The organism is Sphingomonas carotinifaciens, assembly GCF_009789535.1.
GTDB lineage: Bacteria > Pseudomonadota > Alphaproteobacteria > Sphingomonadales > Sphingomonadaceae > Sphingomonas > Sphingomonas carotinifaciens.
Genome location: NZ_WSUT01000005.1, coordinates 3,073,217 through 3,098,388, shown reverse-complemented (window position 1 = coordinate 3,098,388; position 25,172 = coordinate 3,073,217). Strand labels below are relative to the sequence as shown.

The 25,172-nt window shown below is 67.5% G+C and carries 25 protein-coding genes and 1 tRNA gene; 16 read left to right on the top strand and 10 right to left on the bottom strand.

The window, feature by feature from the left end; translation table 11 throughout:
* Position 1 precedes the first annotated feature (1 nt).
* Positions 2–1,123, bottom strand: a complete 1,122-nt coding sequence (locus GQR91_RS16425; protein ID WP_149680811.1) for an SET domain-containing protein — start codon at positions 1,121–1,123, stop codon at positions 2–4.
* A 67-nt stretch (positions 1,124–1,190) separates the two neighbouring features.
* The gene (gene dinB / locus GQR91_RS16420; protein WP_149680810.1) at positions 1,191–2,288 is read right to left on the bottom strand and encodes a DNA polymerase IV; all 1,098 of its coding nucleotides are present in this window, start codon (positions 2,286–2,288) and stop codon (positions 1,191–1,193) included.
* Between the two features lie 213 nt (positions 2,289–2,501).
* On the opposite strand from dinB, the gene GQR91_RS16415 reads away from it, so the two are divergent.
* The 3 genes from GQR91_RS16415 to GQR91_RS16405 all read left to right on the top strand — a co-directional run bounded on the left by GQR91_RS16415 (position 2,502) and on the right by GQR91_RS16405 (position 5,372).
* Positions 2,502–3,644 (top strand): hypothetical protein, encoded by a 1,143-nt coding sequence (locus GQR91_RS16415; RefSeq protein WP_149680809.1) that lies wholly within the window; start codon positions 2,502–2,504, stop codon positions 3,642–3,644.
* A 111-nt stretch (positions 3,645–3,755) separates the two neighbouring features.
* Positions 3,756–5,183, top strand: a complete 1,428-nt coding sequence (locus GQR91_RS16410) for a phospholipase D-like domain-containing protein (protein ID WP_149680808.1) — start codon at positions 3,756–3,758, stop codon at positions 5,181–5,183.
* A 3-nt stretch (positions 5,184–5,186) separates the two neighbouring features.
* Complete coding sequence (locus GQR91_RS16405; protein ID WP_149680807.1) at positions 5,187–5,372, top strand: DUF4169 family protein; 186 nt, start codon at positions 5,187–5,189, stop codon at positions 5,370–5,372.
* A gap of 3 nt (positions 5,373–5,375) precedes the next feature.
* Here GQR91_RS16405 and GQR91_RS16400 read toward each other — a convergent pair whose 3' ends face one another.
* Positions 5,376–6,398, bottom strand: a complete 1,023-nt coding sequence (locus GQR91_RS16400; protein WP_149680806.1) for a glycosyltransferase family 4 protein — start codon at positions 6,396–6,398, stop codon at positions 5,376–5,378.
* Between the two features lie 4 nt (positions 6,399–6,402).
* Positions 6,403–7,260 (bottom strand): UDP-2,3-diacylglucosamine diphosphatase, encoded by an 858-nt coding sequence (locus GQR91_RS16395; RefSeq protein WP_149680805.1) that lies wholly within the window; start codon positions 7,258–7,260, stop codon positions 6,403–6,405.
* A gap of 196 nt (positions 7,261–7,456) precedes the next feature.
* Between GQR91_RS16395 and GQR91_RS16390 the strand changes: the two genes are divergently transcribed.
* The gene (locus GQR91_RS16390) at positions 7,457–7,612 is read left to right on the top strand and encodes a hypothetical protein (RefSeq protein WP_160146714.1); all 156 of its coding nucleotides are present in this window, start codon (positions 7,457–7,459) and stop codon (positions 7,610–7,612) included.
* 115 nt (positions 7,613–7,727) lie between these two features.
* Here GQR91_RS16390 and GQR91_RS16385 read toward each other — a convergent pair.
* Positions 7,728–7,804 (bottom strand) — tRNA-Pro (locus tag GQR91_RS16385).
* Positions 7,805–8,024: 220 nt separating this feature from the next.
* On the opposite strand from GQR91_RS16385, the gene lepA reads away from it, so the two are divergent.
* From lepA to GQR91_RS16365, 4 genes are all read left to right on the top strand, one after another.
* Positions 8,025–9,836 (top strand): translation elongation factor 4, encoded by a 1,812-nt coding sequence (lepA, locus tag GQR91_RS16380; protein ID WP_112380998.1) that lies wholly within the window; start codon positions 8,025–8,027, stop codon positions 9,834–9,836.
* A 297-nt stretch (positions 9,837–10,133) separates the two neighbouring features.
* A complete protein-coding gene (gene modA / locus GQR91_RS16375) occupies positions 10,134–10,883 on the top strand; it encodes a molybdate ABC transporter substrate-binding protein (RefSeq protein WP_149680804.1) in 750 nt (249 codons plus the stop codon).
* 10 nt (positions 10,884–10,893) lie between these two features.
* The gene (gene modB, locus GQR91_RS16370; protein ID WP_149681436.1) at positions 10,894–11,583 is read left to right on the top strand and encodes a molybdate ABC transporter permease subunit; all 690 of its coding nucleotides are present in this window, start codon (positions 10,894–10,896) and stop codon (positions 11,581–11,583) included.
* Positions 11,573–12,178, top strand: coding sequence for an ATP-binding cassette domain-containing protein (locus tag GQR91_RS16365; RefSeq protein WP_149680803.1), 606 nt, complete (start codon positions 11,573–11,575; stop codon positions 12,176–12,178). The genes modB and GQR91_RS16365 overlap by 11 nt, the downstream gene beginning before the upstream one ends.
* A 2-nt stretch (positions 12,179–12,180) precedes the next feature.
* On the opposite strand, the gene GQR91_RS16360 is transcribed toward GQR91_RS16365, so the two are convergent.
* On the bottom strand, positions 12,181–14,415 hold the full coding sequence (locus tag GQR91_RS16360) for a glycoside hydrolase family 3 N-terminal domain-containing protein (protein WP_149680802.1): 2,235 nt from the start codon (positions 14,413–14,415) through the stop codon (positions 12,181–12,183).
* Positions 14,416–14,561: 146 nt separating this feature from the next.
* Between GQR91_RS16360 and GQR91_RS16355 the strand changes: the two genes are divergently transcribed.
* Positions 14,562–17,105, top strand: coding sequence for a TonB-dependent receptor (locus tag GQR91_RS16355; protein WP_149680801.1), 2,544 nt, complete (start codon positions 14,562–14,564; stop codon positions 17,103–17,105).
* Between the two features lie 74 nt (positions 17,106–17,179).
* On the opposite strand, the gene rpsI is transcribed toward GQR91_RS16355, so the two are convergent.
* The 3 genes from rpsI to GQR91_RS16340 form a co-directional block, all read right to left on the bottom strand.
* Entirely contained in the window at positions 17,180–17,740 is a 561-nt protein-coding gene (gene rpsI / locus GQR91_RS16350) for a 30S ribosomal protein S9 (RefSeq protein ID WP_149680800.1), read from the bottom strand.
* Complete coding sequence (rplM, locus tag GQR91_RS16345) at positions 17,740–18,219, bottom strand: 50S ribosomal protein L13 (RefSeq protein WP_112380991.1); 480 nt, start codon at positions 18,217–18,219, stop codon at positions 17,740–17,742. Before rplM ends, rpsI begins: the two co-directional genes overlap by 1 nt.
* A gap of 94 nt (positions 18,220–18,313) precedes the next feature.
* Positions 18,314–19,399: a COX15/CtaA family protein gene (locus GQR91_RS16340; protein WP_174236569.1), complete on the bottom strand. Its 1,086-nt coding sequence runs from the start codon at positions 19,397–19,399 to the stop codon at positions 18,314–18,316.
* Positions 19,400–19,552: 153 nt separating this feature from the next.
* Between GQR91_RS16340 and GQR91_RS16335 the strand changes: the two genes are divergently transcribed.
* The 4 genes from GQR91_RS16335 (at position 19,553) to GQR91_RS16320 (ending at position 22,604) form a co-directional block, all read left to right on the top strand.
* Positions 19,553–19,936 (top strand): MerC domain-containing protein, encoded by a 384-nt coding sequence (locus tag GQR91_RS16335; protein ID WP_112380990.1) that lies wholly within the window; start codon positions 19,553–19,555, stop codon positions 19,934–19,936.
* Between the two features lie 38 nt (positions 19,937–19,974).
* Entirely contained in the window at positions 19,975–20,451 is a 477-nt protein-coding gene (locus GQR91_RS16330) for a Fur family transcriptional regulator (protein ID WP_149680799.1), read from the top strand.
* 90 nt (positions 20,452–20,541) lie between these two features.
* On the top strand, positions 20,542–22,467 hold the full coding sequence (gene dxs / locus GQR91_RS16325; protein WP_149680798.1) for a 1-deoxy-D-xylulose-5-phosphate synthase: 1,926 nt from the start codon (positions 20,542–20,544) through the stop codon (positions 22,465–22,467).
* A complete protein-coding gene (locus GQR91_RS16320; protein ID WP_160146713.1) occupies positions 22,464–22,604 on the top strand; it encodes a hypothetical protein in 141 nt (46 codons plus the stop codon). Before dxs ends, GQR91_RS16320 begins: the two co-directional genes overlap by 4 nt.
* Before the next feature lie 3 nt (positions 22,605–22,607).
* On the opposite strand, the gene GQR91_RS16315 is transcribed toward GQR91_RS16320, so the two are convergent.
* On the bottom strand, positions 22,608–23,279 hold the full coding sequence (locus GQR91_RS16315) for an RBBP9/YdeN family alpha/beta hydrolase (protein ID WP_112380987.1): 672 nt from the start codon (positions 23,277–23,279) through the stop codon (positions 22,608–22,610).
* A gap of 142 nt (positions 23,280–23,421) precedes the next feature.
* Between GQR91_RS16315 and GQR91_RS16310 the strand changes: the two genes are divergently transcribed.
* The 3 genes from GQR91_RS16310 (at position 23,422) to GQR91_RS16300 (ending at position 25,163) form a co-directional block, all read left to right on the top strand.
* Complete coding sequence (locus GQR91_RS16310; protein ID WP_112380986.1) at positions 23,422–24,156, top strand: TlyA family RNA methyltransferase; 735 nt, start codon at positions 23,422–23,424, stop codon at positions 24,154–24,156.
* A gap of 144 nt (positions 24,157–24,300) precedes the next feature.
* Positions 24,301–24,819, top strand: a complete 519-nt coding sequence (locus tag GQR91_RS16305; protein WP_112380985.1) for a TspO/MBR family protein — start codon at positions 24,301–24,303, stop codon at positions 24,817–24,819.
* A gap of 20 nt (positions 24,820–24,839) precedes the next feature.
* Entirely contained in the window at positions 24,840–25,163 is a 324-nt protein-coding gene (locus GQR91_RS16300) for an accessory factor UbiK family protein (protein ID WP_149680797.1), read from the top strand.
* Positions 25,164–25,172: the final 9 nt, after the last annotated feature.

Genomic DNA, 25,172 nt, shown 5'->3' with positions numbered 1-25,172 from the left:
GCTATGCGGCGCGGGCTTCGCGCGGGATCAGGTGGGGGGCGACGAGGCCGCGTTCCAGATACCAGGCGCGGCGGTCGGCGGGCAGCGTGCCGAAATGCGCGACGACGCCGCGGCAGGCGGGCGCACCGCAGGCGCAGGGCATGCGCCAGTCGGGATCGGCCAGCGTCGTGGAATAATCCCAGGCGATCTCCTCGCCGGGGGCGATGGCGCGTATGGCGATCAGGAACACGCCGTGCGCCGAGAAGCGCAGGCCGGCGTTGGGCGCGCAGCTGTGATTGATGAGGTCGTCGATCCGGCCGGAGGGCCCCAGATAGGTGTCGGCGGCGATCTGCACGAAGCGGTCGGCAGGACCGGCCAGCGCCGCCGGCACGCGCGCGGCCGGCACGCTGGGGCCCGAGAAGCGGATGATCCTGCTACCCTGCGCAAAACCTCTCGTGGCATAGACCGCCTTGCCGAGATGGTTTTCGCGGATGGCGAAGGGATTGCCGCGCGGGATATGGGCATCGCGAATCTGGAGCGGACCGACCGCGCGGCCGAGCGAGCGCAGCGGATTGATCGAGGGCAGGCCGATCATCAACCAGATGCTGGCATGGCAGAGCAGTTCGACGAAGACATAGACATATTCGCCCGCGCCCCCGCCGGGATTGCGCATCGCGACGATCAGCGTCGCCAGATCGCCCATCGTCCACAATCCCCAGGCGGGGGAGCGTTCGCGCTCGGCATCCTCCCACACGCTGCGCCAGGTCGGCCAGAAGCTGACCGGCACCGCCGCGACCACCAGCAGGTGCGCCCAGAAGGCTTCGCGAAAGGCGACCCACAGCAGCAACGCGGCGAGGGCCGCGCCCATGCACAGGCTTTCCCCCGCATCGGGCGCGCGCCAGCGCGAGCGGCGCCACATGACCAGGGTGACGAGGATGCAGGCCAGCGCCGAGAGGGCAAAGATCGTCGCCTGCGGCGTGCCGGGATTGACCGCGGCATAGGTTGCCGCCTCGATCCCCGTCGCCGACGACCAGATCAGCCAGGATGCCCGGTTGGGTTCGACCAGGTGTCGGCGCAGCCCCGCCAGGTAGAGCGCATAGCCGGCAAGGCCGAGCGCCACCGCGCCGATGAACCACATCCCCATGCCCCGCCCCAATCGTGGTAAACGAATGGTAGGCGCAAAGCCGGCCGCTCGTCCAGCCGGGCTACGCCTATAGGGGTAGCCGGGGCTGGATTTCGGTATCGACCGCGTCGGCGGCGGTGAGCCCGGACAGGGTGAGGCCGAGCAGCCTTACGCCGCCGACGACCGGCAGTTGCGCATCGAGCAGCAGCCGGCCAGCGGCGAGGATCGTGGGCCGGTCGCCGACCGGATGGGGAAAGGAGCGGGCGCGGGTGATGGTGCGGAAATCGGCATGGCGCAGCTTCAGCGTCACGGTGCGCCCGGCGATCGCGGCGCGCTCGATCCGCACCCAGGCGGCATCGGCCACCCGTTCCAGCGCGTCGTGCAGGTCGGTGCGGGCGGACAGATCGGTCTCGAACGTGCGCTCCGCCCCGACCGACTTTGGCGTCCGTTCGACCCGCACCGGGCGTTCGTCCACGCCGCGCGCGGCGCGATAGAGATAGTCGGCATAGCTGCCGAAATGCGCCTGCAGGAAGGGCAGCGGCCGGTCGCGCAGATCGGCGCCGGTCAGGATGCCCAGCGCCTCCATCTTGCGCGCGGTGACCGGGCCGACGCCGTGGAAGCGCGAGACCGGCAGGCTGGCGACGAAGGCGGGACCCCTGGCCGGGGGAATGACGCACATGCCGTCGGGCTTGTTCTGGTCCGAGGCCAGCTTGGCGATGAACTTGTTGTAGCTGACCCCGGCGGAGGCGGTGAGATGCGTTTCGGCGTGGATGGCGGCGCGGATCGCCTGGGCGATGGCCTGTGCCGAGCCGAGGCCCATCCGGTCCTCGGTCACGTCCAGATAGGCCTCGTCCAGCGACAGCGGTTCGATGAGCGGCGTATACCGCGCGAAGATCTCGCGGATCTGGTGCGAGACGGCCCGGTACACCTCGAACCGCGGCTTGACGAACACGAGGTCGGGACAACGCCGCACCGCGGTGGACGAGGGCATGGCCGAGCGCACGCCGAAACGCCGTGCCTCGTACGACGCCGCCGCCACCACGCCGCGCGCACGCGATCCGCCGACCGCAACGGGGCGGCCGCGCAGGGCGGGATCGTCACGCTGTTCGACCGAGGCATAGAAGGCGTCCATGTCGACATGGATGATCTTGCGGTTGGCCGCGGGGGTATCCTGCGCGCTGCTCAATGACTTGGCTCTTCCGGGCGACCGACTTTGCGCCACCGGATTTACGCGGCCGCGACGGTGAAAGCCAGTTTTTCGTGAGAACGGTTGGGGAACGCATCCCTGTCAGCCAGCGTAGAAATGAAGATCTGGTTGAGGCCGAGGGCCGGAAAATTCCCGGATCGTCATGCTGGTGGTTTGGCGCCAGATCGACGCCGAACTTCAGGGAGCGCGATCATGACGAAATACTGCGCGGCGGAACTGTTCACGCTGCAAACCGTGCCAGCGGTGGAAGGGAAGCCGGAATGGATGAACCAGCGTGCCCGGCGTCGCCCGGAATATCGCGGCGAGCCGGCCCATCTTGCCGGGCCGGGCATCTACGGCATGTTTCTGGACGATCGGCTGGCCTATATCGGTATCTATGCCGGCTATGCCCAGCGGCCATTCGGCGGATCGGTGCTTGACCGGTGGCACAAGCATATCGCGTATCAAACGCTCAGGGCGCCGGAAGTATCGTTCTCGGCGAAGCAGTTGCAACGCATCACGGACGAGTTGGACGGCCCGGCAATCGAAGCCATTGCCGCATGCCCGTATGACGAACCGCTGATCGGCCGTCATGGTGGCAGTTGCACGTTCGAAAAGGCGCGCTTCGCCGTTCGCCATTGGGACGTATTCGGCCCCGGCAACGAAGACGGCATGCTGAACCGGTTAAGCTTTGTCTATCATCGCTTCCCCCCGTCGCGTGCCGACGAGATACCGATCGACGGCGGACGCGATACGCGCACGCCCAGCGGCTGGGTGAAACGGAACTGGCTGCACGAACCCGAACGCTTGCTGATCGCCGCGTTGCAGCCGCCGTGCAACAGCGGGACGCTTGGCGGGCTCTGCGATGTCGGCCCCGACGAGCTGCTCGCGCGCATTGCCGCGCTTGTCGGTGAACCGCCCGCGGACGGGGTGGCTGCCATGCCGCCGCTGCCGAACCCTTCGTCCCTCCAATCCGAAGAGAACAGCCTGATGCCGCATGATCACGAAGAAACTCCGGGCGAAGCGGCGTTCCGCGCCATGCTGGGCGAGGGCGGGGAGGCGATGCTGGACGACCTGCACGCGCGCTGCCCATCCGGCATGTCGATCGGGTGCACCAACATTCCCGATCTTCGCATCTATCTGGGGCGACGCGTGCTGGTGGCACTGTCGCCGCGTGCCGGCGGTCGCCTGCATTGCGGCACCTATGCGTCGGTATCGGCCTGCCGGGCATTGGGTTTCGACGCGGAACCGGAAAACGGACAGATGACGTCGCGGTTCAGCTTCCTGCCCAATCATCACGATCTGGGCGATCTGCTTGCCGTTGCCGGCGCAGCCGTGGCTGCGATCACCGACTAGCCGGCCGAGCCCGCTCCCTGCGCCATCATCCCGTCATGCCATGCAGTTAGGCGAGGCTTGGCGAGCGCCCGCCGTTTGTGCATGGGGGGTGGGCGCAGCAAGGGAGACGTCATGCGGGTCGGCAAGGAAGTATGGCGCGTCGAGCGGGCCGATCGCATGGCCGTCATCATCGATGCCGATGATTATTTCCGGCTGGCCAGGCGCGCGATGCTCAAGGCCAAGAAGCGCATCCTGTTGATCGGGTGGGATTTCGATGCGCGCATCGTGCTGGACCACCGCGAGGGGCAGCCGCGGCGGCTGGGCGACTTCATCTATTCGCTGGTCCAGCGCGAGCCGGAGCTGGAAATCTTCCTGCTGCGCTGGGACGTGGGTGCGCTGAAGTCGCTGTTCCGCGGATCGACCGCCTTTACCATCCTGAAATGGATGCAGCATCCGCGTATCCATACCAAGCTGGACGGTCATCATCCCACCGCGGCGTCGCATCACCAGAAGATCGTCATCATCGACGACCAGCTGGCCTTTTGCGGCGGCATCGACATGACGGGCGACCGTTGGGACACGCGCGAACACCGCGATCACGAGCCGTATCGCAAACGGTCCTTCGGCATTCCCTACAAGCCGTGGCACGATGCGATCAGCGCGATGCAGGGGCCGGTGGTCGGCGCGCTCGCCACGCTGTTCCGCGACCGCTGGCATGCGGCGGGGGGTAAGGCGATGGCGGCCGAGGTGCCGGGCGTCGATTGCTGGCCGGAGGGGCTGGAAAGCGACTTTTCCGATATCGAGGTCGGGATCGCGCGCACCATGCCCGAGATGCCGGGCGAGCCGGCGGTGCTGGAAAGCGAAGCGCTGTTCATGACGCAGATCGCGAATGCGCGGCGGCATCTCTATGTCGAAAGCCAGTATTTCGCGTCGCGCCGCATTGCGGAAGCGATCGTCAAGCGGCTGGAGGAGACCGATGGGCCCGAGATCGTCATCATCAACCCGCTGACCGCACAAGGCTGGCTGGAGCCGATCGCGATGGATACCGCGCGCGGGCGGCTGATGGAGGCGCTGCGCCGGCGCGATCCGCACCGGCGGCTGCGCATGTATCATCCGTTCACCGCGGGCGGCACGCCGATCTATTGCCATGCCAAGATCCTCATTTCCGACGACCGGGTGCTGCGGCTGGGGTCGTCGAACATGAACAACCGGTCCATGCGGCTGGACACCGAGTGCGACGTGGCGATCGTGGCGCAGACCGATGCGCATGCCGCGTGCATCCTGCGCATCCGCGACGGCCTGATCGCCGAGCATCTGGGCTGTCCGGTCGAGACGGTGACCGAGACGATCGCGGAGACGGGATCGTTGATCGACACGATCGAGCGGCTGCGCGGGCAAGGCAAGACGCTGCGCCCGTTCGAACTGCCCGACCTGAACGCGGTCGAGGAATGGCTGGCGGACAATGAGGTGCTGGACCCCGAAGGGCCGGACGAGATGTTCGAGCCGTTCGCCAAACGCGGGCTGTTCCGCCGCTGGCGGCGGCGCCACCATCGGCGCTGATCGGTGGGCGAGGTCGTCAACCTGCGGCAGGCGCGCAAGCGCCGGGCACGCGATGATGCGGCGGTGACGGCGGCGGAAAACCGCGCGCGCTTCGGCAGGACGAGGAGCGAGGTCGCCGCCGAACGGGCGGAGGAGGCGCGGCGACGGGCGGTGGTGGACGGCGCGCGGCTGGACGAGCCTTCGGACTGACAATCAGGCGGCGCGGCAGGCGTTTCCGAGCGGGACGAGCGCGTCGAGAAACTCCTGCGCGCTGCGGCGCCAGGAGAAGGACCGGCCATAGGCCGCGCACGCCTGTCGATCGCAGGGGAGCGCGCGGAGAATCGCTACGGAGAGGTCTTCGTCGAGGGCGCCGTAATGCGGGCCGATCAGGTCGAGCGGGCCGGTGACGGGCAGGGCGGCGACGGGGGTGCCGCAGGCCAGTGCCTCGATCATGACGAGGCCGAAGGTGTCGGTGCGGCTGGGAAAGACGAACACGTCCGCGCTGCGATAGGCGGCGGCAAGGGCGGCACCGAAGCGGCTGCCGAGGAAATGGGCGTGGGGGAAGCGCTGTTCGAGGGCGGCGCGGGCGGGGCCGTCGCCGACCACGACCTGGCTGCCGGTGGTGGGGGTGGCGAGAAAGGCGTGCAGGTTCTTCTCGATCGCGACGCGGCCGACATAGAGGTGGATGGGGCGGGGGAGCGCGGCGATCACCGCGTCGACCGGTCCGTCGGGCGTGAAGAGGTCGAGGTCGACGCCGCGGCCCCAGCGGCGCACGCGGGGCAGGCCGTGGGCGTTGAGGCTGGCCTCGACGCCGGGGGTGGAGGCGAGCACCGCGGCGGCGGGGGCGTGGAACCAGCGGACATAGCGCCAGATCCAGGCGGCGGGGATGCGGGTGCGCGCCGACACGTAATCGGGGAATTGCGTGTGATAGGCGGTGGTGAAGGGCAGGCGGCGGGCGATGCACCAGCGGCGGGCGGCAAGGCCCAGCGGGCCTTCGGTGGCGATGTGGATCGCGTGCGGGGCGGTGGCGGCGAGGCGGCGGCCGAGTGCGCCGGGGCGAAGGACGGCGAGGCGTATCTCGGGATAGGTGGGGCAGGGGACGGAGGCGTGTGCGTCGGGCGCGAGGATGGCGACGTGATGGCCCATCGCCTGCAACTCGGCCCGGACCGCGCCCAGCGTACGCACGACGCCGTTGACCTGCGGCGCCCAGGCGTCGGTGACGATCGCGATCCGCATGAAATCAGGCCGCTTTCGCCGCGCTGATCGCCTCGGGAGGCGCGGCGCGGCGGGCGATCTCGTCACCCCAGTGAAGCAGTTCCATCCGGCCGTCATGATGCTCGACCAGCGCGGTGCAGCCCTCCACCCAGTCGCCGTCGTTATAATAGGCGATGCCGCCGATCTCGCGCATTTCGGCGGTGTGGATATGGCCGCAGACCACGCCGTCCACCCCGCGCGAGCCGGCGGCATGGGCGACCACCTCCTCGAAATGCGAGATAAAGGCGACGGCGTTCTTCACCTTGGCCTTGGCGTGCTTGGACAGCGACCAATAGGGCATGTTCAACCGCCGCCGGATCCCGTTCACCCAGCGATTGGCGATCATCAGCAGCGTATAGGCATGGTCGCCGACATGGGCGAGCCAGCGATGCGCCAGCGTGATCGCGTCGAACTCGTCGCCGTGCAGCACCAGCAGGCGGCGGCCATCGGCGGTGATGTGGATCGTCTTGCGACAGATGGCGATGCCACCGATGTCCATGCCGGAAAACTGGCGAAACATCTCGTCATGATTGCCGGGGATGTAGACGACGCGGGTGCCGCGCCGGGCGCGCTTGAGCAGGCGGCGGACGACGTCGTTATGCGCGGGCGGCCAGTAGAAGCGGCGCTTCAACCGCCAGCCGTCGATGATGTCGCCGACGAGATACAGCGTGTCGCTGTCGACATGGTCGAGAAAGTCGATCAGCATGTCCGCGTTGCAGCCGCGCGTGCCCAGATGCACGTCGGAAATCCAGATCGTGCGGTAATGCCGGCGACTGCCCGCACGGGCAGCCGTCAGGCGCGGCGTGATGTCGAGAATGTCGGCGGCAGCGTCGATCGGCATCATGGGCTCCCTGCGCTTTTCGCAACGAGCCTCTACGCGCTCACTGTTACGGCGGCGTCGCACTTCGGTGACGCCATCATGTCAGCGGGTGGGCGGCGTTTCAACGTCTCCCAATCTGCATTGATAAGTTTAGCGGAAACCTTTGGTTCGCATCGTCGTTCTTTCGGAACGGTTCGCCGATAGACCAGGGAGTGAAGACATGGCCACGCATTCCGTGCCGATCCGGATTTCCGATTTGCCGCGTGAAGAGCGGCTGACCGCCTTGTACCGCCGCGCCGCCGAAGAGCGGGTTCGTTATGAAGCGAGCCGCAACGCGACCCCGTCGCTGATGGAGCGCCTGCGCGCGCTGTTCTGAGTTCGGCGGGTCTGAGTTCGGCGGGCAGGCAGGTCGATGGAACGGCCTGCGGCTGCGTGCCATGCCCGACGCGGTCTTTCGCGTGTCGGTGAACCGGGAATTTGCAGGATCTAAATGGTCGGGGAGAGAGGATTCGAACCTCCGGCCCCTGCCTCCCGAAGGCAGTGCTCTACCAGGCTGAGCTACTCCCCGACGGAGTACGAACCGATTTGCGAAGCCTTTCGGGAAGGCCGGTCCGTGCTGGAGGCGCGCCTATACCCAGCCGCTCAGCGTGGCGCAAGCAGGTTTTTGAGGGGCGTGCGAAAACTCGGGCGCGCACAAACTCGCGGCGCACGAGGCCATCCTTTTGGCATTTAGGCGAGAGCGGTGCTAACGGCGGGCGAAACCTCTACCCAGGAAGACCCCGACCCCCGTGTCCACTCCGCTCGACAAGATCCGCAACTTCTCGATCATCGCGCATATCGACCATGGCAAGTCGACGCTGGCCGATCGCCTGATCCAGCAAACGGGCGGCCTGACCGACCGCGAGATGTCGGAACAGGTGCTCGACAATATGGAGATCGAGAAGGAGCGCGGCATCACCATCAAGGCGCAGACGGTGCGCCTGGCCTATACCGCGTCGGACGGCGAGACCTACACGCTGAACCTGATGGACACGCCGGGCCATGTCGACTTCGCCTATGAGGTGAGCCGCAGCCTGGCCGCGTGCGAGGGCGCGCTGCTGGTGGTGGACGCCGCACAGGGCGTCGAGGCGCAGACGCTGGCCAATGTGTACCAGTCGATCGAGCATAATCACGAGATCGTGCCGGTCATCAACAAGATCGACCTGCCTGCCGCCGAACCGGAAAAGGTGAAGCAGGAGATTGAGGACGTGATCGGCCTCGACGCGTCGGAGGCGGTGCTGGCGTCGGCCAAGTCGGGGATCGGCATTGCCGAGATCCTGGAAGCGATCGTGAAGAAGGTCCCTGCGCCCAAGGGCGACGTGGATGCGCCGCTGAAGGCGATGCTGGTCGATTCGTGGTACGATCCGTATCTGGGCGTCGTCATTCTGGTGCGCGTGATCGACGGCACGCTGAAGAAGGGCCAGCAGATCAAGTTCATGCAGGCCGGGACGACGCACCTCGTCGATCGGGTCGGCTGCTTCCGCCCCAAGATCGAGCAACTGACCGACCTGGGGCCGGGCGAGATCGGCTTCATCACCGCGCAGATCAAGGACGTGGCGCAGGCCCGCGTCGGCGACACGCTGACCGATGCCAAGCGGCCGGCGGCAGCGGCACTGGAGGGCTTCAAGGAAGTCCAGCCGGTGGTGTTCTGCGGCCTGTTCCCGGTCGATGCCAACGATTTCGAAAAGCTGCGCGAGAGCATCTCCAAGCTGCGGCTGAACGATGCGTCGTTCAGCTTCGAGATGGAGACGTCCGCGGCGCTCGGCTTCGGGTTCCGCTGCGGGTTCCTGGGGCTGCTGCATCTGGAGATCATCCAGGAGCGGCTGACGCGCGAATATGACCTGGACCTGATCACCACCGCGCCCAGCGTGGTGTACGAGATCGAGCTGACGCATGGCGGCGGCACGATCGAGCTGCACAATCCGGCCGACATGCCCGATCCCAACAAGATCGCCACGATCAGCGAGCCGTGGATCGAGGCGACGATCTACGTTCCCGACGAATATCTCGGCTCGATCCTGAAGCTGTGCCAGGACCGGCGCGGCATCCAGAAGAACCTGACCTATGTCGGCGGCCGGGCGCAGGCGACCTACGAATTGCCGCTGAACGAGGTGGTGTTCGACTTCTACGATCGGTTGAAGTCGCTGTCCAAGGGCTATGCGAGCTTCGATTATCACCAGATCGGCGTGCGCGAGGGCGACCTCGTCAAGATGAGCATCCTGGTCAACGAGGAGCCGGTGGACGCGCTGTCCATGATCGTCCACCGCGGCACCGCCGAGACGCGCGGACGCGGCATGTGCGAGCGGTTGAAGGAACTGATCCCACGCCACCTGTTCAAGATCCCGATCCAAGCGGCGATCGGCGGCAAGGTGGTCGCACGCGAGACGATCAGCGCGATGCGCAAGGACGTGACCGCGAAATGCTATGGCGGTGACGCGACCCGTAAGCGCAAGCTGCTGGAGAAGCAGAAGAAGGGTAAGCTGAAGATGCGGGAATATGGATCGGTCAGCATCCCGCAGGAAGCGTTCATCGCCGCGCTGCGCATGGGGGACGATAACTGAGCCGGGCCGTCCCGCTCCTTTTCGGGGCGGGCATTGTCTGGCTTGCCTGAGATCCGCCCTATCCGTTCGCCTCGAGTAGGGATCGAGCTTGTCGAGAGCCCGTATCGAGAGGTGCCCGCCCGTGGCGAGGATCTCTCGATACGCCGTCTCGACAGGCTCGACGGCTACTCGAGACGAACGGGTGGGGGGATCGGTGATCGAAACGAAATGCTGATAGGGTCTTAAGCTGTGCAACCTTGGGGCCGGACCCGCGTCTGGTAATCTATACGGCGGTATATAACGGCAAAGGGGCGTGCGATGCGATGGTGGCGGGCAATGGCGTGCGCGGTGCTGGGGCTGGCATCGGCTGCGACGGCGCAGCCACGCCCGCCGCTGGTGCTGGCGGCGGCCAGCCTGCAGGAATCGATGACGGCGGCGGCGGATGCCTGGGCGGCAAAGGGTCATCCGAAGCCGGTCATTTCGTTTGCCGCGTCTTCCGCGCTTGCCCGGCAGGTGCAGGCGGGGGGCAGGGCGGACCTGTTCGCGTCCGCCGACGAGGCATGGATGGACGTGCTGGACCGTGGCGGCCTGCTCGCATCGGGGACGCGCGCCGCATGGCTGGGCAATCGGCTGGTGGTGGTGGCGCCGGTGGCGAACCCGGTGCGGCTGACGGTGCGGACGCTGGGGCCGACGCTGGCGCGCGGGCCGCTTGCCATGGCCGATCCTGCCTCGGTGCCGGCGGGCAAATATGGCAAGGCCGCGCTCCAGCGGCTGGGGGCGTGGGATGCGGTGGCGCCGCGCGTCGTGCGGGCGGAGAATGTCCGGGCGGCGCTGGCGCTGGTGGAGCGAGGGGCGGCGCCCTACGGCATCGTCTATGCCACCGATGCACGAGCGAGTGCAGGCGTGCGCGTCGCCGGGCTGTTCCCTGCCGCCAGCCATCCGCCGATCCGCTATCCGCTCGCCCGGCTGAAGGCCTCCACCAATCCCGAGGCGGAGGGCTTTCGGCGCTTCCTGCTGTCGAGAGAGGGGCGGGGGATTTTCGTGCGTTACGGGTTTTCGGCGAAGTAGCGGCCGGGTGATGCTGTCGGCGGAGGAATGGGCGATCGTGCGGTTGTCGCTGCTGGTGGGGGGCAGCGCGATGGTGGCGATGCTGCCGGTGGCGTTCGCGCTGGCGTGGGTGCTGGCGCGCGGGCGGTTTCCGGGCAAGGTGCTGCTCGACGGGATCGTCCACCTGCCGCTGGTGGTGCCGCCGGTGGTGACGGGGTGGGCGCTGCTGCTGGCGTTCGGGCCGAACGGGCCGCTTGGCATGTGGCTGGAAAACTGGTTCGGCGTCAGCGTGTTGTTCCGCTGGACGGGGGCGGCGATCGCGGCGGCGGTGATGGCCCTGCCACTGACCGTGCGTGCGATCCGGCTGTCGCTGGAGGGCGTCGACCGGCGGCTGGAACAGGCGGCGCGGACGCTGGGCGCGGGGCGCTGGCGGACGTTCCGGACGATCACGCTGCCGCTGTGCCTGCCCGGTGTGCTCGCGGGTGCGGTGCTGGGTTTCGCGCGGTCGATCGGCGAGTTCGGGGCGACGATCACCTTCGTGTCCAACGTGCCGGGTGAGACGGCGACCCTGCCGCTCGCCATCTATTCGGCGCTGCAACGGCCGGGGGGCGAGACGATCGTGTGGCGGCTGGCGGGGGTCTCCGTCGCCTTGTCGCTGATCGCGCTGGTGGCGTCCGAGATGCTGGCGCGGCGGATGGGGCGGGGTTTGCATGTCCTTTGACGTCGATGTCGCGGTGACGCGCGGCGATGCGCGGATCGCGGCGTCGTTTCGCACCGGCGAGGGCGCGACGGTGCTGTTCGGCCCGTCGGGTGTCGGCAAGACCAGCGTGTTGCAGATGGTGGCAGGGTTGATCCGCCCCGATCGCGGGCATGTCCGTGTCGGGGGCGAGACGCTGTTCGACGCTGGGGCGGGCATCGACGTGGCGGTGGAGCGCCGGCGGATCGGCTATGTCTTTCAGGACCCGCGCCTGTTTCCGCACATGCGGGTGCGCGCGAACCTGCTCTACGGCGCGGGACCGGCGCCGGCGAACTGGGAATCGACGATCGCGATGCTGGGCATCGGCCATCTGCTGGATCGCTGGCCGCGCAACCTGTCCGGTGGCGAGGCGCGGCGGGTGGCGATCGGGCGCGCCCTGCTCAGCGACCCGCGCGTCCTGTTGCTCGACGAGCCCTTGTCCTCGCTCGACCGGGCGCGGCGCGAGGAGGTGATGGCCGCGATCATCGCGGTGCGCGTCACCACGCGGGTGCCGATCCTGATGGTGACGCACGACCCGGAAGAGGCGGCACGCATCGGCACCCAGCGCGTGGATATGTAGCGCTATACCAGTTCGAAGCCGTGCCGCTCGCCACCCGTGGCGTCGGTCGCGACCCACAGGTCGAAGGCGCCGGGTTCGATCACCCAGCCATCCTCCCCCCAGAAGCGCAGGTCGTCGCGGGTGAGGGTGAAGCGCACCGGCTTGCTCTCGCCGGGTTTCAGATCGACGCGGGCGAAGCCCTTCAACTCGCGCACCGGACGGGTGCGGCTGGCGACGCGGTCGTGGATGTAGAGCTGCACCACCTCGGCACCGGCGCGCGTGCCGGTGTTGGTGACGGTGACGGTGACCTCGATCCGGTCGGTCATCCGGGGCGGCACGACGATGTTCGACAGGGCGAAGCGCGTATAGCTGAGGCCGTGGCCGAACGGGTACAGCGCCTCGTTCTTCGTTTCGCGGTAGCGCGCCTTGTATTCCTGCGACCCGGTATCCGGGGCGGGGCGGCCGGTATTCTTGTGGTTGTAGAAATAGGGTTGTTGTCCGCTTTCGCGCGGGAAGCTGGCGGACAGCTTGGCGGACGGGTTCACGTCGCCGAACAGGACATCGGCGATGGCGTTGCCGCTTTCGGACCCCAGGAACCAGGTGGCGAGGATCGCAGGCGCATCCTTGACCGCGCCGTGCAGCGCCAGGGCGCGGCCGTGGCGGAGCAGGACGACGATCGGCTTGCCGGTCGCGGCCACCGCCTCGGCCAGCGCCATCTGTGCCTCAGGGATGACGATCTCGGTACGCGACTGCGCCTCGCCGGACATCAGTTGCGTCTCGCCGAGCGCGAGCAGGACGATATCGGCACCCCGCGCGGCCGCGACCGCGGCGTCGATGCCGCCGGCGATCGGCGCCTCGACCTCCGATCCCTTGACGACGTCCACCGCCAGCTTGCGGTTGCGCAGGCCTTGCGCGACCGAGACGTTCAGCTTCGCATCCGCCATGAACGCCCAGGTGCCCACCACGTTGTCGCGATCCTCGCCGAACGGACCGATCAACGCGATGCGGCCCGGATCGGCCTTGAGCGGCAGCAGGTCGCCCTCGTTCCGGAGCAGCACGATCGAACGGGCGCCCGCCTCGCGCGAGAGTTTCAGCATCGAAGGCGTCGAAACCTGTGTCCGCTCCGCCTTTGCGCTGATCGAGCGATAGGGATCGTCGAGCAGGCCGATCGCGTCCTTGAGTTGAAGGACGCGGCGTACCGCCTCGTCCAAGCGGGCGACCGGCACCTCGCCCTTCTCCACCAGATCGGGAAGCCAGCGATTGAACAGGTCGGAGGCCATCGACATGTCCATGCCGGCCAGGAACGCCTTTTTCGCCGCATCGCGGCCATCGGCGGCATAGCCGTGCGCGACCAGTTCCTCGTCGGCGGTGTAGTCGCCCACCACCATGCCGCGAAAACCCCATTCCCCGCGCAGCAGGTCGGTCAGCAGCCAGCGATTGCCCGAGGCTGGCACGCCGTTCACGTCGTTGAACGACGACATGATGGTGGCGACGCCGGCATCGACGCACGCCTTGAAGGGGGCGAGATGCACCTCGCGCAGCGTCTGCGGCGAGATTTCGGTGTAGTTGTAATCCATCCCGCCCGACACCGCGCCATAGGCGGCGAAATGCTTGGCGCAGGCCGCCAGGCTGTCGGGTGCGCGCAGCGAGCGGCCCTGGAAGCCGCGGACGCGGGCCACCGCCAGTTGCGTGCCGAGATAGACGTCTTCGCCCGATCCTTCCGCCACGCGGCCCCAGCGCTGGTCGCGCGCGACATCGACCATCGGCGCGAAAGTCCAGTGCATGCCGAGCGCGGTCGTCTCCACCGCGGCGGCGCGTGCGGTGCGCTGCGCCAGATCGGGATCGAAGGCGCACGCCTCCGCGATGGGCAGTGGATAGGCAGTGCGCAGGCCGTGGATCACGTCGCCGGCGAAGATCAGCGGGATCTTCAGCCGGGTCTGCATCGCGGCGTCCTGCGCCGCCTTGGCACCGGCATAGCCCACGCCGTTGAACAACATGCCGATCGCCCCCGTCCTGATCCGCGCAAGCTGTGCCGTGGCATCGTTGCGGGCGGGAAGGCCGGGGTTGAAGGGCAGGCCGATGGGGCGGATCTGGTCGGAGAAGCAGGAAAGCTGCCCGGCCTTATCCGCCGGGGTCATGCGGGCGATCAGGGCCTCGATCCGGTCGGACCCTTGCGCCCAGGCCATGCGGCCGAGCGACAGGCCGGCGATGGTCGCACCGGCTTTCAGCACCTGGCGACGGGGGAGGGTGGCGGTCATGGCGGCTCCTGCATCGATTTGCATACCGGGCTAGACCCCGGTGGCAGACGGAGCAAGCCGCGGAACAGCCCAACGCTTATTCATTTGCCCGGTGTCACATCCCCCTGATACACTTATCGGTGGGAGTGATGGCAGGGAGATGCCGCTTGGGGGATCGTGGCATGTGGCAGCGCTGGCTGCTGCTGGGCAGTACGCTCGGCACGCCAGTGACGGCGTTTGCGCAGGATGCGCCGTCGCCTGGTCGGTCTGCCGACGAGATCGTCATTACCGGTGAGCGGCAGCGCAATGCGGTCATCACCGATGCCAAGCCGGTAGGGATGCTCGACGAAGCCGCGATCCGGGCATTGGGCGTGACGAAGATCAGCGACCTGCTACGCGCGGTGCGCGGCCTGACCACCAGCAATAGTGGCGAGGATCCTATCCTGTTGCTGAACAGTCGCCGCATCTCGGGTTGGGAGGAGATGAGCAACCTGCCGCCCGAGGCAATCGAGCGGGTCGACATCCTGCCCGAACCGGTGGCCATCCAGTTCGGTTATCCCCCGACGCGGCGGGTGATGAACATCGTCACCAAGGCCAAGTTCCGTGCCGTGACGGTCGAACAGACGATACGCGGTGCGACGGATGGCGGGGCATTGGGCGTGGAGGGCGATGCCGGATCAACGGTGTTGCAGCATGACCGCAGGTGGATCGTCGCGGTCAACGCATCGCACCGCGACGGATTGACCCAGCGCGAGCGGTCGATCCGACCCGACCCCGATCTGCTCTATGATCCGGTCGGCACGGTGACCGGGATCGGTGGTGGGTCGATCGATCCGGAACTGGACCGGCTGGCGGGGCGGCCGGTGACGCGCGCGCTGGTGCCTTTGGCTGCGGCCATGCGGAGCACGCTGGCGGGCTATGTGCCGGGTGCGACGGCGTCGAGATCGGACGATCCACTCGGCCTGCGGTCGATCGCCCCCGCTGTGCAGCGAATAAAGGTCAACACCAGTTGGTCCGACGTGATCGGCAAAAGCATCACGGCGTCCGCGCAGTTCACGGTGGAGGCCGAGCGGCAATCCGGCACGCCCGGCTATGCCGCGGCGGCCTGGCGCGTGCCCGGCGGGGCAGGGGGGCTGCCCTTCGCCAACGACGTGCTGTTGTATCGCTATCTGGAGGAGGCGGGCCCCTTGCCCGGGGGTGCGCAGTCGCTGAAGCTGTCGGGCGGCGCGACGGTGCAGGGTACCCTGGGCGACTGGAATTGGAACATGACCGGGACCATCGACCGGTTGCGCAACACGAACCTGAGCGCACGGGGCTTTGATCCCGTAACGGCGGAGGCGGCCATAGCGGCGGGCGTCGACCCGTTCGGGGCCGGGATTGTGCGGCAGTCCGGCCCGCTTCTCATCGATCGCACCCGCGGGGTCACGCGCACGATCACCGGCAAGGCGGTGGCCAATGGTCCGCTGCTGCGCCTGCCCGCGGGCAAGGCGATGCTGACCGCGTCGCTGGATTACGCCAATTCATCGGGCACGACACAGTTGCTGTCCGCCGGCACCAACCCGGTCGATCGCACGATCCATACCGCAAGCATCGGCGCGAACCTGCCGATCGCATCCGCGCGGGAGGGGGCGTTGGCGGCAATCGGCGAATTGTCGGCAAACGGCACGGTCGGCGTGTCGAAGGTGTCGGGGTACGGCAGCCTGCTCAACGCCAGCTATGGCTTGCTCTGGTCGCCCTGGTCTCCGGTGCAGTTCACCGCCTCGGTCAGCGAGTCGCGCACGCCGCCGCCCATTGAGCAATTGGTGACGCCGGCGATCAGCCTGCCCGGATCGCCCTTTTTCGATTTCGTCACCGGCACCACCGCCCTGGTGACGACGGTGTTCGGCGGCAATCCGACGCTAGCCCCCGAGCAGCGCCGGATCAACACGCTGGGCGTCGACATCAAGCCGTGGAAGCGCCGCGAGGTCCGCTTCGGCGTCAACCTGACAGACACAGTGATCGAGGACCAGGCCATGACCCTGTCGGCCACGACCCCGGCGATCCAGGCAGCGTTTCCCGACCGGTTCCGTCGCAATGCCGCGGGGCAGTTGATCGCGGCCGATCTGCGTCCGCTCAATCTGGCGCGCGGGCGACAAAGGGCTTTGGCCGGCAGGATCCAGTTTCATGGACCGCTGGGTGCGGCACCGCCGCCGCCGCCCGAACCCGCGCCAGGCGCCCCGCCGCCACCGCCCCCAAAACCGCGCCTGTTCGTTTATGGCAATCTGACGCCGACGCTGATCCTGTCCGATCGCCTGCGCCTGCGCTCCGGCCTGCCCGAACTCGACCTGCTTGCCGGGGAGACGATTACCGGCAGCGGCGGGCGTCCGCGCATCGAGGGATCGGGATGGATGGGGGCCAATTATCGCGGCTTCAGTGCCAATCTGTGGGGGCGGTATCAGTCGGCGACGCAGGTGCGCGGTGCGATACCCGGATCGGACCTGCAGTTTTCAGGACTGTTCGTCTTCAATATCGGCCTGTTGACGGAGATCGGCGTGCTGGCGCCGAACCGCGCCTGGGCGAAGGGCCTGACATTCAACGTACAGGTGGAGAATGTGGCAAACCAGCGGCAGGATGTCCGCGACGCCCTCGGTGCCACGCCGTACCGGTTTCAGCGGGGTTTTCTCGACCCGATCGGGCGATCGGTCCAGATTTCGCTGCGCAAGCTGTTCTGACGCGGTGACCCAACGGAAAAGGGCGGCCCGTTGCCGGACCGCCCTTTCCTGTAACGCAGATCTGAACCTGCGACTTAGCGCTTCGAGAACTGGAAGCTGCGACGTGCCTTGGCACGGCCATACTTCTTACGCTCGACGGCGCGGCTGTCGCGGGTCAGGAAGCCGGCGGCCTTGACGGGGGCGCGCAGGACCGGCTCGTACTTGGTCAGCGCCTGGCTGATGCCGTGCTTGACCGCGCCGGCCTGGCCCGAAAGGCCACCGCCCTTGACGGTGCAGATCACGTCATACTGGCCCTCGCGCTCGGCGACGCCGAACACCTGGTTGATGACGAGGCGCAGCGACGGGCGCGCGAAATAGACTTCCTGATCGCGACCGTTGATCGTGATCTTGCCCGAACCCGGCTTCAGCCAGACGCGTGCAACGGCGTCCTTACGACGGCCGGTGGCATAGGCGCGGCCGAACTTGTCCAGCTCCTGCTCGCGCAGTGGGGCGCGCTGCACGGCGGGCTCGTTGGTCTCGCCGGCGAGATAGGCGTCGGCGCTGGTGGCGGCGCCCGTGTCGGCATCGACGGCCGCATCGCGCTGCTGGTTCAGCGCAGCGCCGAGATCGGCGAGGGACTGACGGTTATCGGACATTATGCGCCCACCTTGTTCTTGCGGTTCATGCCCGCGATGTCGAGGACCTCGGGGTTCTGCGCCTCATGCGGATGCTCGGCGCCCTTGAAGATGCGCAGGTTGCGCATCTGCTCGCGACCCAGCGGGCCGCGCGGGATCATGCGCTCCACGGCCTTTTCCAGAACGCGCTCCGGGAAGCGGCCTTCCAGAACCTTGGCAGCGGTCACGCCCTTGATGCCGCCGGCATAGCCGGTGTGCTTGTAATAGATCTTCTTGGCGGCCTTGTTGCCGGTGAAGCGGATCTTGTCGGCGTTGATGACGATGACATTGTCACCGCAATCGACGTGCGGGGTGAACGACGTCTTGTGCTTGCCGCGCAGGACGTTGGCGATGATCGTGGCCGCGCGGCCGACCACCAGGTCGGTGGCGTCGACGATGTGCCACTTCTTCTCCACCTCGTGCGGCTTGGCCGACTTGGTGGTCTTCATGAGCGCCTTCATGGGCGTTGGACCTTTCGGTTTGAAATGCAGCACGCCGCCCCCGGACAGGAAGCGGCGCGAACGGCAGGTCCAATGATCGAAGAGGCGGTTTAAGTCAAGCTTTCCGCGGGTTTCCTGACGGGTATCTGGATACCGAGAGGGGCGCCGGGGGCGTTCCCAGCCGGTGCGCGGCGGCCACCGTGGCGATCAGCAACAGGGCCGCGTTCAACTGGTGCGCGACCGCCACGTCGATTTGCACACCGCTCAACAGCGTGGCGATGCCGAGGGCGATCTGCACCCCGACCAGTGCCAGCACGACCGCGCCGGTGCGCAGCGCCCCGCCGCGCGCCGTGCGTACGGCGATCCAGGCGAGTCCGGCGGCCGCGACAAAGGCGAACCAGCGGTGGATGAACTGCACGACCACGGGATTGTCGACGGCATTGGCGAGTGCCGGGGAGGCCATCGGCACGCCTTGCGGGAACCAGGCGTCCCCCATCAGCGGCCAACTGGCAAAGGCATAGCCCGCGTCGAGCCCGGCGGTAAGCGCGCCGTAGACGATCTGAACAAAGAGCAGCGCCAGCACGATCCCGGAGCCGCGTGTGAGGCGGGCGGGCGCGGCAAGCGGCGAGCGGCGCAGCGCCATGAGATCCATGGCGGTCCATATGATCCCCGCGAGGATGACGAGCGCGGTGACGAGATGGACGGTCAGCCGGATATGGCTGACATCGGTGCGCTCGACGAGGCCGGAGGCGACCATCCACCAGCCGATCGCACCCTGCAATCCGCCGAGCGCGAGCAGCGCGACAAGGCGCGGCTTGTAGCCGGCGGGAATGCGCCCCCGCACCCAGAACCAGAGCAGCGGCAGGGCAAAGGCCATGCCGATCACCCGGCCCAATACCCGGTGAAGATATTCCCAGAAGAAGATCGCCTTGAACCCGGCCAGCGTCATGTGCTGGTTGAAGGTCGTATATTCGGGGATGCGCTTGTAATTGGCGAACTCCGCCTGCCACTGCGCCTCGTTCAACGGCGGCACGATGCCGGTGATCGGCTTCCATTCGGTGATCGACAGGCCGCTATTGGTCAGGCGGGTGATCCCGCCGACGACGACCATCGCGACGATCAGCGCGGCGACGCCGAACAGCCAATAGGCGATGGAACGGGGACGGGCGGTCGACATGAAGGCGGCACTGGGCTGGAGCATGATGCCCGAACATAGGCGCGTGGGCGGCGGCGGGGAAGGGCCATCGCCGTCGGCACCGCCGTGCACGGTCGCGGAACTTACGCGGCATCGGCCGGATTTTTCGGCGATGTGATGTTGTAACCTCGTTTCTACTCTCCTAGATGCCGTTGCAAGATGATGACGGTGCAGTCCCGCCCCCGTTGGTTCGCCTCGCTCGATCGTATTGCGATCGGCCTGTCGGGGCTGTGCGTCGTCCATTGCCTTGCCACCTCCGTCCTGCTCGCGCTGATGTCGGCGGCGGGGGGCATGTTTCTCCACCCGGCGGTGCATGAGGTGGGGCTGGTGCTGGCGATCATCCTGGGCGCGCTGGCGCTGGGGCGGGGCGCGATGACGCACGGTTACCTGATGCCCGCCGCGATGGGGGCCTTTGGTCTTGGCATCATGGCCGGGGCGATGAACCTGCCGCACGACGGATCAGGCGGGGAGGCGATGTGGACGATCATCGGGGTCGGCCTGCTCGCTTTCGGACATGATCTGAACCGCCGCGCCGAGGCCTGACGCTTGCCGGTCGGGGGCGGCGCACCTAGGTAGGGCCCATGGCGCACGCGCATGATCATCACGAACCCCTTGGCGAAGACCTGTCGCGGGCCGCGCAGGCGACGCTGGAGCGAGCCGGCGAGCAATGGACGACGATGCGCGCAAGCGTGTTCGCGGCGCTGGCGGGCTTTTCCAAACCGGCAAGCGCGTACGACATCGCCGAATCGGTGTCCAAGTCGGAGGGGCGCCGCGTCGCGGCCAACAGCGTGTATCGCATCCTCGACCTGTTCGTGGCGTCCAACCTGGCGAGCCGGGTGGAGAGCGCGAATGCCTATGTCGCCAATGCGCACCCAGACTGCCTGCATGACTGCATCTTCCTGGTTTGCGATTCGTGCGGACAGACGACCCATCTGGACGACGACCATATCACCCGCGGCGTGCGCAGTGCGGCCGCGGCCGCCGGGTTCGCCGCCGAGCGACCGGTGATCGAGGTGCGCGGTCGGTGCGCGGCATGCGGGAGCAAGGCGCGCGCCTGACCCCGTGCGGGGCATTGCCGCCGACATGTCCGGTGATCGGCACGTTCGGTTGCAATCGACACCACCGCTTTGCTGCGATAAGCCGCTCCGATGGCTGACCTTCCCGCTACCCCGTTGCTCGACACGGTGAAGACCCCCGACGACCTGCGCACGCTGGCGCCGGAACAGTTGCGCCAGTTGGCGGACGAGTTGCGCGACGAAACGATCTCCGCGGTGGGCACGACCGGCGGCCATCTCGGCTCCGGCCTGGGCGTGGTCGAGCTGACCGTTGCGATCCATTACGTGTTCAACACGCCGCACGACCGGCTGGTCTGGGACGTCGGGCACCAATGCTATCCGCACAAGATCCTGACCGGGCGGCGCGAACGCATCCGCACGCTGCGCCAGGGCGGGGGCCTGTCCGGCTTCACCAAGCGGTCGGAGAGCGAATATGACCCGTTCGGGGCGGCGCACAGCTCCACCTCGATCTCGGCCGCGCTCGGCTTCGCCGTCGCCAACAAGCTGGCGGGGACGCCCGGCAAGGGCATCGCGGTGATCGGCGACGGCGCGATGTCGGCGGGTATGGCCTATGAGGCGATGAACAATGCCGAGCAGGCGGGCAACCGGCTGGTCGTGATCCTGAACGACAACGACATGTCGATCGCACCGCCCGTGGGCGGGCTTTCGGCCTATCTGTCGCGCATCGTCTCCAGCCGCGAATTCCTCGGCGTGCGCGAAACGCTCAAGCGCTTCGCCAAGAAGCTGCCGCGCCCCTTCCAGAATGCGGCGCGCAAGACCGACGAGTTCGCGCGCGGCATGACCATGGGCGGCACGCTGTTCGAGGAACTGGGCTTTTATTATGTCGGCCCGATCGACGGCCACAATCTCGACCACCTGATCCCCGTCCTCGAAAACGTCCGCGATGCCGAGGAAGGCCCGATCCTGGTCCATGTCGTGACCAAGAAGGGCAAGGGCTATGCCCCGGCCGAGGCGGCGGCGGACAAGTATCACGGCGTGCAGAAGTTCGACGTGATCACCGGCGCCCAGGCCAAGGCGCCGCCGGGGCCGCCGGCCTATCAGAACGTCTTCGGCGCCGCGCTTGCCCGTGAAGCGGCGCACGATCCGACGATCTGCGCGATTACCGCGGCCATGCCGTCGGGCACCGGACTGGACGCGTTCGCGACCAATTATCCGGACCGCTTCTTCGATGTCGGTATCGCCGAGCAGCATGCCGTCACCTTTGCCGCGGGTCTGGCGGCGCAGGGGATGCGGCCGTTCTGCGCGATCTACTCCACCTTCCTGCAGCGGGCGTATGACCAGGTCGTCCACGACGTCGCGATCCAGAACCTGCCGGTGCGTTTCGCGATCGACCGCGCCGGGCTGGTCGGGGCGGACGGGGCGACGCATGCCGGCTCGTTCGACGTCACCTATCTGGCGACGCTGCCCAACATGGTGGTGATGGCCGCGGCGGACGAAGCCGAGCTGGTCCACATGGTCCACACCTGCGTGCAGCATGATGGAGGGCCGATCGCGGTGCGCTATCCGCGTGGCAACGGCACCGGCGTGGCACTGCCCGAGACGCCCGAACTGCTGGAGATCGGCAAGGGTCGCATGGTGCGTGAGGGCAAGAAGGTCGCGATCCTGTCGCTGGGTACGCGTCTGGGCGAGGCGCTGAAGGCGGCCGACCAGCTCGAGGCCAAGGGCCTGTCCACCTCCGTCGCCGACCTGCGTTTCGCCAAGCCGCTGGACGAGGCGCTGATCCGCCGTCTGCTGACCACGCATGAAGTGGCGGTGACGATCGAGGAGGGCGCGATCGGCGGCCTGGGTGCGCATGTGCTGACCCTGGCGTCGGACGAAGGGCTGACCGATGCCGGCCTGAAGATCCGCACGATGCGCCTGCCCGACATCTTCCAGGATCAGGATTCGCCGCAGGTGCAATATGCCGAGGCGGGGCTGGATGCGGACCACATTGTGGAAACCGTGCTGACCGCGCTGCGCCACAACAGCGCGGGGGTGACCGCGGGCGCGCGCGCATGACCGGATGGCGCGCCGTCATCATCCTGACCGCGCTGATGCTGGTCGTGCTGATCGGCGTGAACGTGCGGTTGTGGCGGCGGATGAACGCCGCGGTGCGCAAAGGTCGCGAGGCGGAGAGCCAGTCGCCCCGCGACTGATCCTCACCGGCCCAGATAATGGTTCTGCGCGGCGGCAGTCGCGTTGACCGCCAGGATCGACCGCGCGTCGCTGGGGTGGCGGGCATGGCCGTGGCCGTCGCTGCTCGCCTGGATCACCCGGTCGAGCAGCGCCTGACCCTCGGTCCACCAGCCAAGACCGCTGGCCGCATTGATATGCCCCTGTTCGCCGGCATCGACGAAATGGCTGCCCCAGTTGACCGCAAGGCTGTGCGCACGTTCGATCCCGATCCAGGGATCGTCGCGGCTGGCGACCAGGATCGAGGGGAAGGGCAGGGGCGTCAGCGGGCTGGGCGCGAACCCCTTCAACGCGTCGGGCGCATCCGAGCGATCGACATCGGCCGGCGCCACCAGCAGCGCGCCCGCCACCGGCCAGCCATAGGGCTGCGGCGACAATTCCGCCCACCACGCCACCGCCAGGCATCCCAGCGAATGCGCGGCCAAAATGACGGGGGCTTGCGCCCGCCGGATCGCTTCGTCCAGCTTGGTCACCCAGGCATTACGGTGCGGTGTGTTCCACATGCCCAGTTCGACGCGGACGGTGTCGGGCCGCGCCTCTTCCCACAAACTCTGCCAGTGCGAGCGACCCGAGCCGCCAAGGCCCGGCACGGTCAGGATGGTCGGCTGCGCGGCGTCGAACGGTGCGAACGAACCCATCGTGCATCTCCTGCGCTTTCGTGAGGGAAAGCCCCCGAAAGTCGATACAGCCTACATATTCCTACTGATCTACTAGGCAATGGATGCTGCGACCGGTGGATGGCGGGTTGCGACGGATTGCCGGGGGTGCGACAGACGCGCCATGGCGAAGAAGAGGGTGGATCAGTTGCTCGTCGATCGCGGCCTGGCCGAGTCGCGCGCACGTGCGCAGGCGCTGGTCATGGCCGGGCTGGTGTTTGCCGGCGAGGTGAAGATCGCCAAGCCCGGACAGGCGCTGGCGGAGGACGTGACGCTGGACGTGCGTGGCCGCGATCATCCCTGGGTATCGCGCGGCGGGATCAAGCTGGCGCATGGCCTTGATCATTTCGGCTGGGATGTCGCCAACGCGGTGGCGATCGATGTCGGATCGTCCACCGGGGGCTTTACCGATGTGCTGCTGACCCGTGGCGCGGCCCGCGTCTATGCGGTGGACAGCGGCACGAACCAGCTCGCCTGGAAGCTGCGCCAGGACGAGCGCGTCATCGTCCATGAACAGACCAGCGCCCGCATCCTGACCGAACAGCATATCCCCGAGCCCGTCGACCTGATCGTCTGCGACGCCAGTTTTATCGGCCTGTCCAAGGTGCTGGAGCGGCCGATGACCTTTGCCGCACCCGGCGCCCGGCTGCTGGCGCTGATCAAGCCGCAATTCGAGGCGGGGCGCGAGGAAGTGGGCAAGGGCGGCGTCGTGCGCGACCCCGCGGTCCATGCGCGGGTCTGTGACGCGGTGGTCGAATGGCTGGGGGGCGCGGGGTGGAGCGTTGCCGGCGTGACGCCCAGTCCGATCACGGGGCCAGAGGGCAATATCGAATTTTTGGTCGCTGCGTCCCGGAATTGAACCACTTACGTGGTGATGGGCCTGCCGACTGCAACGAAACTTTGCCATTGGCACTTTACCGATATGGCGTGACCCGCCACACCGGCACAGGTCATAGCGAATGAGGCACGAGTGGGCGCAATTGCTTCCAAGGGTCAGCTGCGGATGTCCTTCCTGCGCTGGGCGATCGTTACCGTACCCGGCGTGTTGCTGCTGGGCTTCGCATCGGGGCGATCGGTACCGTCGGGCAGCGAGAACGGGTGGTATGTCGCGCTGACCAAGCCGGAACTGACCCCGCCGGGATGGGTGTTTCCGGTGGCCTGGACCACGCTGTACATCCTGCTCGGTCTGGCGCTGGCGGTCGTGCTGAACGCGCGCGGCGCCCGGGGGCGTGGTGTCGCGGTCGGCCTGTTCGCCGTGCAACTGGCCTTGAACCTGGCCTGGACGCCGACCTTCTTCGGGGCGCACCGGGTCACGCTGGCCTTTGCCATCATCGTGGCGATGCTGCTGGCGTCGATCGCCACCACCTTCGCCTTTGCGCGCATCCGCCGCGTCGCGGCATGGCTGATGCTGCCCTATCTGGTGTGGATCAGCTTTGCCGGCGTGCTGACCTGGAGCATCGGGCGACTGAACCCCGGTGCCGACACTCTTGTGCCGGGCGCCCGCACCTCCCAAATGCTGTGAAATTTAGCGGGGAATTTGCAATGCAGTCCGACAACCGGATTTTCGACGACTTCGCCAAGATCGTGAATGGCTTTGCCGGCACCGTGGCCGGCATGGGCCGCGAAGCCGAATCGAGCGCGCGCACGCGGGCGCGCGAGTGGATCGGCGGCCTGGATTTCGTCTCGCGCGAGGAGTTCGAGGCGGTGAAGGCGATGGCGGTGGCCGCCCGCGACGAGGCGGAAGCGCTGCGCGCACGTCTCGATGCGCTGGAGGCCGGGCAGGATACGATCGCCGGCACGCAAAAGGATGTCGCGAGCAAGCCGGAAACCACGGCCGAGGCGGCCGCGCCGGAGATCATCCTCTGATCTATCCAC

What these genes read in the sequence shown, in the direction of transcription:
- modA (WP_149680804.1), top strand. Translation starts at nt 10,134, where the DNA reads ATGCGATGGTGGCGGGCAATGGCGTGCGCGGTGCTGGGGCTGGCATCG.
- GQR91_RS16360 (WP_149680802.1), bottom strand. Translation starts at nt 14,415, where the DNA reads ATGACCGCCACCCTCCCCCGTCGCCAGGTGCTGAAAGCCGGTGCGACC.
- GQR91_RS16310 (WP_112380986.1), top strand. Translation starts at nt 23,422, where the DNA reads ATGGCGAAGAAGAGGGTGGATCAGTTGCTCGTCGATCGCGGCCTGGCC.
- GQR91_RS16390 (WP_160146714.1), top strand. Translation starts at nt 7,457, where the DNA reads ATGGCCACGCATTCCGTGCCGATCCGGATTTCCGATTTGCCGCGTGAA.
- GQR91_RS16425 (WP_149680811.1), bottom strand. Translation starts at nt 1,123, where the DNA reads ATGGGGATGTGGTTCATCGGCGCGGTGGCGCTCGGCCTTGCCGGCTAT.
- GQR91_RS16340 (WP_174236569.1), bottom strand. Translation starts at nt 19,399, where the DNA reads ATGCTCCAGCCCAGTGCCGCCTTCATGTCGACCGCCCGTCCCCGTTCC.
- GQR91_RS16415 (WP_149680809.1), top strand. Translation starts at nt 2,502, where the DNA reads ATGACGAAATACTGCGCGGCGGAACTGTTCACGCTGCAAACCGTGCCA.
- GQR91_RS16365 (WP_149680803.1), top strand. Translation starts at nt 11,573, where the DNA reads ATGTCCTTTGACGTCGATGTCGCGGTGACGCGCGGCGATGCGCGGATC.
- rplM (WP_112380991.1), bottom strand. Translation starts at nt 18,219, where the DNA reads ATGAAGGCGCTCATGAAGACCACCAAGTCGGCCAAGCCGCACGAGGTG.
- rpsI (WP_149680800.1), bottom strand. Translation starts at nt 17,740, where the DNA reads ATGTCCGATAACCGTCAGTCCCTCGCCGATCTCGGCGCTGCGCTGAAC.
- GQR91_RS16410 (WP_149680808.1), top strand. Translation starts at nt 3,756, where the DNA reads ATGCGGGTCGGCAAGGAAGTATGGCGCGTCGAGCGGGCCGATCGCATG.
- GQR91_RS16395 (WP_149680805.1), bottom strand. Translation starts at nt 7,260, where the DNA reads ATGATGCCGATCGACGCTGCCGCCGACATTCTCGACATCACGCCGCGC.
- GQR91_RS16320 (WP_160146713.1), top strand. Translation starts at nt 22,464, where the DNA reads ATGACCGGATGGCGCGCCGTCATCATCCTGACCGCGCTGATGCTGGTC.
- GQR91_RS16335 (WP_112380990.1), top strand. Translation starts at nt 19,553, where the DNA reads ATGATGACGGTGCAGTCCCGCCCCCGTTGGTTCGCCTCGCTCGATCGT.
- modB (WP_149681436.1), top strand. Translation starts at nt 10,894, where the DNA reads ATGCTGTCGGCGGAGGAATGGGCGATCGTGCGGTTGTCGCTGCTGGTG.
- GQR91_RS16305 (WP_112380985.1), top strand. Translation starts at nt 24,301, where the DNA reads ATGTCCTTCCTGCGCTGGGCGATCGTTACCGTACCCGGCGTGTTGCTG.
- GQR91_RS16315 (WP_112380987.1), bottom strand. Translation starts at nt 23,279, where the DNA reads ATGGGTTCGTTCGCACCGTTCGACGCCGCGCAGCCGACCATCCTGACC.
- GQR91_RS16400 (WP_149680806.1), bottom strand. Translation starts at nt 6,398, where the DNA reads ATGCGGATCGCGATCGTCACCGACGCCTGGGCGCCGCAGGTCAACGGC.
- dxs (WP_149680798.1), top strand. Translation starts at nt 20,542, where the DNA reads ATGGCTGACCTTCCCGCTACCCCGTTGCTCGACACGGTGAAGACCCCC.
- GQR91_RS16330 (WP_149680799.1), top strand. Translation starts at nt 19,975, where the DNA reads ATGGCGCACGCGCATGATCATCACGAACCCCTTGGCGAAGACCTGTCG.
- GQR91_RS16300 (WP_149680797.1), top strand. Translation starts at nt 24,840, where the DNA reads ATGCAGTCCGACAACCGGATTTTCGACGACTTCGCCAAGATCGTGAAT.